General features: G+C 43.0%; 6 protein-coding genes. 2 read left to right on the top strand and 4 right to left on the bottom strand.

Annotated elements, in window-relative coordinates:
• Window positions 1-162 precede the first annotated feature (162 nt).
• A complete protein-coding gene (locus R1T43_RS15970) occupies window positions 163-777 on the top strand; it encodes a transglutaminase-like cysteine peptidase (RefSeq protein WP_317350332.1) in 615 nt (204 codons plus the stop codon).
• Between the two features lie 7 nt (window positions 778-784).
• Window positions 785-2,722 carry a LapD/MoxY N-terminal periplasmic domain-containing protein gene (locus R1T43_RS15975; RefSeq protein ID WP_317350333.1) on the top strand — a complete coding sequence of 646 codons (1,938 nt, stop codon included), beginning with the start codon at window positions 785-787 and terminating at the stop codon, window positions 2,720-2,722.
• Here R1T43_RS15975 and R1T43_RS15980 read toward each other — a convergent pair.
• The 4 genes from R1T43_RS15980 to R1T43_RS15995 are packed head-to-tail and all read right to left on the bottom strand — an operon-like array spanning window position 2,697 to window position 8,760.
• Entirely contained in the window at window positions 2,697-3,296 is a 600-nt protein-coding gene (locus tag R1T43_RS15980; RefSeq protein WP_317350334.1) for a response regulator transcription factor, read from the bottom strand. The genes R1T43_RS15975 and R1T43_RS15980 overlap by 26 nt on opposite strands.
• On the bottom strand, window positions 3,297-4,661 hold the full coding sequence (locus R1T43_RS15985; protein ID WP_317350335.1) for an HlyD family type I secretion periplasmic adaptor subunit: 1,365 nt from the start codon (window positions 4,659-4,661) through the stop codon (window positions 3,297-3,299).
• On the bottom strand, window positions 4,658-6,814 hold the full coding sequence (locus R1T43_RS15990) for a type I secretion system permease/ATPase (protein WP_317350336.1): 2,157 nt from the start codon (window positions 6,812-6,814) through the stop codon (window positions 4,658-4,660). The genes R1T43_RS15985 and R1T43_RS15990 overlap by 4 nt, the downstream gene beginning before the upstream one ends.
• 23 nt (window positions 6,815-6,837) lie before the next feature.
• Entirely contained in the window at window positions 6,838-8,760 is a 1,923-nt protein-coding gene (locus R1T43_RS15995) for a TolC family outer membrane protein (RefSeq protein WP_317350337.1), read from the bottom strand.
• Between the last annotated feature and the right edge of the window lie 2 nt (window positions 8,761-8,762).

Raw genomic sequence — 8,762 nt, forward strand, 5'->3', positions numbered from 1 at the left:
ACCTATACTCAGGTATGAATATCTATATATAAATACAGGAGCACCGTCTATAAGGTGCTTATACTTTCGTATAATAAATAATTAAAAAAATAAATCATGACCCTTTCGATATTTGCGTCAAACTGCTTCGTAGTTTTAGCTCTTATGTTGACAGGACAGCAAATGAAGGATCATCTGTCTATAGAGTTCCCCGTTTTAGAAATGGAAGTAAAAACACGTTTTGGGGATGATAAAGCTCTAAATGTCAAAGCGTTAGAAGAAAAACTAAGTCAGCTAAACAATCTTTCAGTATCCACTCAGTTAGAAGGTGTGAACCGCTTCTTTGACGAGCATATTCAGTACGCCACCGATGATATTGTTTTCAAACAAAAGGACTACTGGGCTACCCCCGCCGAGCTTTTTGGCCATTCCCGTGGAGATTGTGAAGATTACGCCATTGCAAAATATATAGCTCTGCTACACTTAGGCATTGATAGTACTAAACTTCGCTTAATTTATGTTAAAGCAAAGATTGGTAGAAGCCGCGTAACGCAAGCTCATATGGTATTAGGTTATTACGAAACTCCGTCTTCAGATCCCTTGGTCTTAGACAGCCTTGTTTCTGAAATATTGCCTGGTTCACAACGAACCGATCTCATGCCTGTATTTAGCTTTAATGACGCTGGCATTTGGTCGCCTGGCAAAACCAAGCAGGTTTCCACTTCTACCAGTAGACTATCTCGGTGGCGCAACGTTATTGAGCGCATGAAAAGTGAGGGAATAAAAAGACAATCCTGAGGAGTCTATGTCAATAACAAGAGAGTTGTGGCTTGCCATTATAGCCGTTGTCCTTGTTGCCATTGTGGGGAGTGTATCCATTCACGGCGCAACAACAAAAGGCTATGTAGAAGAGCAGCTTTATTCTAAAAACCTCGATAATGCTAACATGCTGGCACTTACGCTAAGTGGTTTAGAAAAAGACGCTGATACACTAGATTTATTTATCATGTCCCAGTTTGATGTGGGGCACTATGCGTCAATAACACTGCAAAAGCCTGATGGCGAAATCATCTCAAGCCATACTCACACCACACAGCTAGATGAACAAACACCGGCTTGGTTTGCTTCATTGTTTAGTCCGAATGTCGAACCAGGCGTAGCTCAAGTCTCTGAAGGATGGGGCCAGTACGGTGTTGTTAATGTTCAAACCGATACTAGCTTTGCTGTGGCCTCTATGTGGAAAGCCACACTCCGGTTAATATTGGGGTTGTCTCTTGTGGGCACGGTGGCAGGTCTTATCGGTGCGTGGTTTTTACGCCTTATTATGCGCCCTCTCGACCAAGTTGTTGAGCAGGCTGAGTCTTTCAGCCAAATGCAGTTTGTTCAAGTAAGTGAACCACGAACCTTAGAATTAAAACGCGTAGTTAAAGCCATGAACTTCCTTGCACGTAATTCCCAACGAATTATGGATGAGGAAAATACACGTCTTGATCTTCTTCGCCACAAAACTCAGTTTGATGTTGAATCTGAATTAGCCAACCGCGACTATTTTATCTCTATTCTTAAAGGCCAGTTGGCATTTAGAGATACCGAAGGTGTGAATTGTATATTTTTTCTGAGGGTCGTGGGGGGCCGAGAAGCCTTTCTTCGCTCGGGGCCAGAAAACCGTAGAAAGCGACTTTTGCAATTTATCGCCAGTGTGAATGAATGCCTAGCACAGCACCATCATCACTACACCGATAGCAGAGTTGCTCGAATGCAGAAAAATGAAATTGCCATACTACTAACGGAAGCTCATGACGTAGTGACAATTGCTGAAGCACTTCATGGTGCCTGCTTATCTGAACTGTCTGAGCCTGGCGACCCGAAATTGTATCAGTCTGTTGTGCGGCTTCGCCCTGAAGATGATGCTTCATCGGCATTAATGCGCCTCGATACATTACTTGATGACGCTGAAGATAGAAGGATGAGTGACCCATATTTAGAAGGCTCTCTCGACACCTCTATTTCGCTAGTGGAAGAAAACCGTTGGAATAAACTCCTTAAGGAAGGTATTGCTAATCAAGCGGTAGAGACATTTAACTTTCCGGTATTAGATGCTGAAAGAAAACTAGTTCATTATCAAAGCTGGGCGGGAATTGAAATAGATAATGACTTGAGAAAAAGTGGCTATTATACCCACTGGGCGAGGTATTTGGGCTTACTGCCAGCGTTAGAGCTAGCGACCATCAGCCACTTATTCTCTTATATTAGCAAAACTCGAACTAAGGCAAAGTTTGCCTTTCTATGCTCTGAGCAGTTTTTGCTTGATCAAGAAACTTTAGCGCAACTGTATTTTCAAGTGAAAATGAACGAAAGTATTGCCCCACAACTTAACTTCGAAGTAAGGGAATCTACGGCGGCTCGCTTCCCTCACGAGTTCGAATCATTTTGCTCTACGCTGAAAGCGAAAGGGTGCGGCATCGGATTAAAACGGGTTGGAGAATCATTTTCTCAATTAATGAATGTGCAAGAAATTGGACTCGATTATGTGGTTATTGATTCTGCCTTTATGGCGGATATAGATCACAACCCTGCGAATCATGCCTTTATTAGAGGCTTCTGCTCACTCGCTCATACGTTTGGCATTCATGTTTACGCTGACGGTGTGAAAACAAATAACACTAAAGAGCTATTTGTCGAATTAGGTGTTGATGGCGTGGTATCACATATTGAAGTTATAGAGCACCTTTTAAATGACTAAACTCGCCAAGAGACAGTAACAGCCCAATTCTGTCTTTTGCGTTTAACTTCTTTAAAAGCGAGCCAACATGCTCTTTAATTGTTCTTTCTGTGAGCTCAAGATTTCGCGCAATTTCTTTGTTGCTTAGCCCGTCAAGAATTCCCGTTAGTACATCTTTTTCCCGCGCCGTTAATGTCGCGATTTCAGGTACTTTTACTTTTAAACTCAGCGTGGTCGCAACAGCTGACGTTGTATTCACATAAAGCTCATTGGGTACCCAAATTCCGCCTTCTTTTAGCACACGGCTAACCGATTCAAAGAGAGATGGTTGGCCTAGTGCATGACAGTACGCCCTTGCGCCCAATAATAACGCAGTCTGCATTTCCGGCCTATCGTAATGATATGTCAATAAAACAACATTTCGACACTTCCCACTAGCGGCAATAATATTTTCACGCCAATTTTTATGAAATGTCGACACCCAAATACTGTCTTCTTTCCCGCAACGTATATTTTCAATATCAGAAAACTCAACCCAATCTATTGCGTCAACATCAAGGGCCTTTTGGGATGTAATCATAATGTAATGCTTCATCTATCGCTCCCTAAGTGCAGATGACGTAACGGTGAAAAGTGGAGACAGAATGTAATTCAACACCGTCTTTTTGCCAGTCAAGATATCTACCTGAACAATCATGCCTGGCATGATATCTAGCGGTGCATCAGCAATGGTTCTCTTGGTTTCTAGACGGACTAGGAAGTACGTCTCATCTTTCTCATTGGTAATTGCATCAGCGCTTATATGCTTTACTTCAGCATCCATACCACCATATATAGTGAAATCATAAGCGCTAAATTTTAAGATGGCTTTTTGCCCACCTCGAATGAACGCAATATCTTTAGGGGAAACCTTCGCTTCTACAATAAGTTGGTCGTCTTGAGGAATGAGCTCAATGACCGCACTTCCCGGTGTAATCACTCCACCAACGGTGTTAATTAGTAGACGCTGAACCGTGCCATTAATTGGCGACCTGAGTTCAGCTTGCGAGACTACATCTTCTAACGTGGTTTGCGATTGTTGAAGGGTTGCCATTTCACCCACCGCATCGGTTAATTCTTGATTCCACCGATTGATGAGTTTTAGCCTACTTTCTTCTTTACTAATAACCTCTTCTTCGATGGTGGAAAGGCCTCGTTCGATAGCCACTTGTGACATGGCTATGTTTCCTTCAAGTTCTACAATTTGTCGCTCTAATCGTAAAATTTCAATTTCAGACACCGCACCAGAAGCCAACAAGGGTTTGGTAACGCCTAATTCTTTTTCAGTTAACGAAAGCACACTCTTGTATTGATATAGATTAGCTCTTTCTTGTTCAACATCTTGTTTGCGTTGTTGTATGCGACTATCTGAGCCTGCTGCTACTTCATTTAATTCAGCAAGATTTGAATCAAAAAGCTTTCTTTCGTTTTCAACAATTTTAGGAGCTTGTTCAACTAAATCGGGCGAGAAAGCTAAACGAGTATTGTGCGTTAACGCTGAAAGGCGCTGCACCTTGGCGGCAAGGGCGGCAAATTGTGTTGTATTCTCTTCTAAACTTGAAATGTAGCGCGTAGGGTCGACACGAAGTAATACCTCGCCTTTTTGTACCTGTTGGCCTTCATTCACCAATATATCTTGAACGATACCACCATCATATGATTGGAGGATTTGCAGCTGTTGCGAAGGGATCACTTTCCCTTCCCCTTTAGCAACCTCGTCTATCTCTGCAAAATACGCCCAAATTAGCAATATGAGCAAGGCCACTGCTACGCTGTACAAAAGCCGTTTAGCTTTTGCAGGAGTTTGCATGATTCTGGCCCATTCAGCTTCAAGTACCCAATCTTGACCCGAGGGGGGCGCTAGCCAACCTCTAACTAGCTTATGTAGTATACTATTTTTGTCGTCACTTTTAGTTTTCACTGTGCCGTCCTTTGCTTAGCGGGTACCGGCTTAAACTGAGGTAGAACGTCCTCTTTTTTACCATCAGCAATTATTTTTCCGTTTTCGATAACAATGACTCTGTCGACCAAATCCAGCAACGTAGTGCGGTGGGTATTGAGGATAAATGTTTTTCCTTTGATCGCTTCTCGAATAGTTTCTTTCATCATGGCTTCATTCGCTGAATCCATAGCGGAAGTAGGTTCGTCCATAATGAACATCGCGGGGTTGTAAATCAGTGCACGGGCCAGTGAAACAGATTGGCGTTGCCCACCTGACAATTGCTTCCCACCTTCCCCAACTTGCTGTTCAAAACCGTTTCCGTGACTATTAACGACTTTCGCTAAGCCGCATTGCTTAGCGATTTCCCATAGCCTCTCGTCATCTACCCCTCGGTGTGCCGGCAATATACTTTCTTTTAGCGTGCCAGAGAAAAGATTCACATCTTGCGGTACATAGCCTATGTTTTGCCTAAGAAGAACAGGATCGTATTGATTCATGTCAATCTCATCGAGTAACACTTGACCCGATTCGGCTTTATAGAACCCCATCAGTAAACGATTCAATGTAGATTTACCGCAGCCATTCTTCCCCAGAATGGCAACGTGCTCACCTTGCTTAATTGAAAAATTGATATCTTTAAGTGCCAAGACGTTTTCATTAGGGTAGCGAAAACAAAGCTGCTTAATATCAAGGTTTCCGCTTAACTGGCTGGCGTTTTTAACCTGCTTGTTGTCACCACCTTCTGATGGCAGTGACATGATATCGTCTAACGCATTTTTCGCAGTTTCAGCTTGATGATACTGAGCTAAAAGCGCAGCAGCTTGAGATACAGGCCCCATAGCCCGACTTGAAAGTAAGTACGCCGCTATCAGCCCACCTTGGGTAATTTCACCTTCAATAATAAGGTACACACCGGTAAGAATTATCACTACACCAACAGATTGTTGAATCCATAGTGCAGAGTTGTTAACCGACATAGAAACCAAGCGTAATTTAGCATTCACTTTGGCCAAGAAGATGGTTTGCTTTTCCCATGCACTTTGCGTTCGGCTCTGATATCCAAAGGCTTTTAAATCTTCAAGGGCAGTAACACTTTCAGTAATTAATGAACTTTTTCTGGCGCTAATCTCCATCGACTCTTCAGACAATGAGCGCATGACTCGCTGTGCTTTTAGGGCATATAGAAAGAGAATGACCGTGCCCAATAAAATAGGGATGATGAGATAGATATCTATCATCGCGATGATAAACACAAACAGTAAACCAAATGGCAAATCAACCAAGGCGACCAAGGTCAGTGAGCCAAAGAAGTGACGAATACTCTCAAAAGATTGCAGGCTATTAATAAACGCACCACTTTTGGCGGGCCTATTGGTTAAATCGATTGAAAGTACTTTTTCCATAATCTTTGCAGACATGGTGACATCTAAGCGACTAGCGGCAAGCTCTACAAAATATTGTCTTAGGACACGTAAGAGAAAATCTGCCGCTAATACTAAAAGCACACCGATGGCTAGTGCCCACAATGTCTCCATTGCCGCGTTGGGCACCACACGATCATATACATTCATCACAAACAGCGGGAGTGCTATCGATAACAGGCTAATGAATATTGATGCCAGTAGAACATCACGATATAAGTCATAGGCAGATTTCACTGATGACCAAAGCCAATGACCGACAGGGCTTTTTTCAACCTTGCCAGATGACGTTTCAGATTGGGAAACCGGACGTGCGAAAATTATGTAGCCGGTGAACTGGGAGGCGACTTTTTCACGTTCTACCGATACCACAGCGGTGTCTAACTCTGGGTAGGACACTTTCGCACTATCATCGGTTAATTCGTGTAAGACGCAGGCTTGTCTGCCTTCCATAATTAACACGGCAGGGAGCAAAGCATCGTTAATCTGCGTAATGTCTCTTTTTGCAGTACGACTTGCTAAACCAGCACGTTGGGCGGCACGCTCGAAGCCCGTGGGAGATAACTCACCATTATCTAGCGGCAAACCACTGAGTAGGCTTACTCGAGAAACCGAAATATTATGTGCTCGACAAATAATCATCAAGCAATCCATCAGCACGCCACCTTGATTTTCCAAATAAGACAGCGCACCATTTTCTCCCTGAACCATTAACCCTCCACGTCCTTTGCGAATTAAAGCTGGATTATCGTCGCTTCAATTCGACGATTTTTTGCATTTGCGGCTATTGATTCTTCATCAACTAAAGGCCGCGTTTCGCCATAGCCTACCGAGGTAATGCGACGGCTATCTATGCCAGTAGATTCAATTAATAAAGCGGCAACAGCACTTGCTCGTTGTTCTGAAAGGCGTTGGTTATATGCTGCATCTCCGTCTAACGAGGCATGTCCGTGAATAATAACGCCGGCATTATCATGCTTTTCCAGCGCATCAATAACTTGAGAAAGTGATGAAACATACTCAGGCGAAATTTTGGATGAATTTGATGCAAAAGATATGTTGATACTAAATGACGCTAAAACTTGTGCATCGTCTAAGGTGAAATCAGCAGCACTGGCTTGGGGTGTCATGGCTTGAGGCTCAGGTGTGCTTGCTTCACAGCCAAAATCATCCACCAAAGCACCGGGGGCGGAATTAACGCAATCGTCCCATAGATCGACTATGCCGTCTGAATCCGAATCTCGCTTTAAGATATTGCGCTCATCATCTAACGATGTACGGGTAGCTGGGCACACGTGATTGGGATCGTAACGAAGCTCTTTTTCTGCTAATTCACTTACACTTGCTACACCATTTCTACTCACACCCAACGCTTTAACCAAAACGCCCGACGCAGCCAGTAGCCGTGCCCTCGCTTTTTCTAATGTATAGGTGGCTTGTACATAAGCTCTGCTCGACTCGTAATACTCATTTTCTGAATCAAGCAAATCAAGAAGTGAACGTTCGCCGATGGTGAACTGATCCATATACGCCGATTTAACTCTGTCGGAAGACAATCTGTGTGCATTTAATGAAGGGAGTTGCTCGCTAATATTTTGAATATCGTTACGAGCAATTTGAATTGTTTGGCGCATATCAACACAGGCTTTATCTCTTAAATCCTTTGCTAAATCTACCTGTGACAACGCTTGCCTAATTGCCGCCCTATCTGCACCACCGTTGTAGATATTGTACGAAAAGTTAACCCCAACACTGGCCTCTGAAATAGTGTTGTTTAATGCTGCTTCATCTCGAGTTTGCGCCCCATAACTGGCGGTGAGGTTAATTTGTGGATGGTAACGACTTCTCGCGCTATCAATAGCGAAACGCTGTGCGTCAATATTATAAATTGTGGCATTGAAAGACGGATTGGTTTCATACGCTGCTAACAAGATAGACTCAATATCCATTTTAACCGATTCAGGCATAGCCTCAGAAAGAGACACCTCGGCTAATGCTTCTGCAGGTTTTTCACCTACTAGTCGTAAAAACCTAGCAGTGACATCGTGAAGGTTAGACAGCTCAGTTAATACATTTGACTCTGACAGCGAAAGCCTACCGCTAATTTGTTCTAAGTCCGCTCTTCTGCCCACACCAGCTATTACACTTTCTTCGATTTGTTTGAAGACGTCCACATGCGTAATTAAGTTTTTTTCAGCTAATGAGAGTAACTCTCGATATAGCTGCACATCCAAATATGCTAATGACGTATCAAGTGATTTTTGTTCAATTTCGCCCATCAATTCATAGTAGCGAACTACCTGAGCTTGCTTGAATCTACTTACTTCACTAGAAGTAAAAAAACCATCGTAAAGTAATTGCGTTAATCTAATTTCAGCAGTGTGACCTGCGTAATCTTGGTCTAATCCATAATTTCTTTCGGTATAGGCACTAGAAGCTAGAACGTCAATAGAAGGCAAATAACCTGATTTGGCAATGTCGACATCTTTCATGGCAATTTGCAGTTGTCTCCAACTTGCCTGAATTTCAGGGTTTGAATTTATAGATTTACTTACGTATTGCTCCAAAGAAGCATTGCGCATTACAGGTGAAGACTCTTGCGCTGACAAGGAAAGAGTGACTAATCCGAGTGCCCCAAAAATTAGCATTTTACTCATAC

The organism is Alteromonas sp. CI.11.F.A3, from assembly GCF_032925565.1.
Lineage (GTDB): Bacteria > Pseudomonadota > Gammaproteobacteria > Enterobacterales > Alteromonadaceae > Alteromonas.

Bases quoted from the DNA above. Each gene is read 5' to 3' on its own strand.
- R1T43_RS15990 (WP_317350336.1), bottom strand. From the start codon at position 6,814: ATGGTTCAGGGAGAAAATGGTGCGCTGTCTTATTTGGAAAATCAAGGT.
- R1T43_RS15995 (WP_317350337.1), bottom strand. From the start codon at position 8,760: ATGAGTAAAATGCTAATTTTTGGGGCACTCGGATTAGTCACTCTTTCC.
- R1T43_RS15980 (WP_317350334.1), bottom strand. From the start codon at position 3,296: ATGAAGCATTACATTATGATTACATCCCAAAAGGCCCTTGATGTTGAC.
- R1T43_RS15970 (WP_317350332.1), top strand. From the start codon at position 163: ATGAAGGATCATCTGTCTATAGAGTTCCCCGTTTTAGAAATGGAAGTA.
- R1T43_RS15975 (WP_317350333.1), top strand. From the start codon at position 785: ATGTCAATAACAAGAGAGTTGTGGCTTGCCATTATAGCCGTTGTCCTT.